Below are 201 nucleotides of genomic sequence, written 5' to 3'. Positions count from 1 at the left end.
GGGTTGCCGTGTTTGCGGGACGGCAGGTCGGCGTGTTTGGTCTTGAGCATCGCCAGTGAGGCGATGAGGACGGCCCGGGTCTCGGCGGGGTCGATGACGTCGTCGACCAGGCCCCGCTCGGCCGCGTAGTACGGGTGCATCAGCTCGGCCTTGTACTCCTTGACCATCCGTGCCCGCATCGCCTCCGAATCGTCGGCCTCC

The 201-nt window shown here is 67.7% G+C and carries 1 protein-coding gene; it reads right to left on the bottom strand.

Annotation, left to right across the window (positions count from 1 at the left end; genetic code table 11):
* Nucleotides 1–201 (bottom strand): carboxyl transferase domain-containing protein (locus ADK54_RS21310; RefSeq protein ID WP_324610189.1); only part of this gene is annotated, 201 nt, incomplete at both ends.

The organism is Streptomyces sp. WM6378 (assembly GCF_001279695.1).
GTDB lineage: Bacteria > Actinomycetota > Actinomycetes > Streptomycetales > Streptomycetaceae > Streptomyces.
Note: the sequence above shows the minus strand (reverse complement) of the source record. Positions and strands in the feature narration are given on the sequence as shown.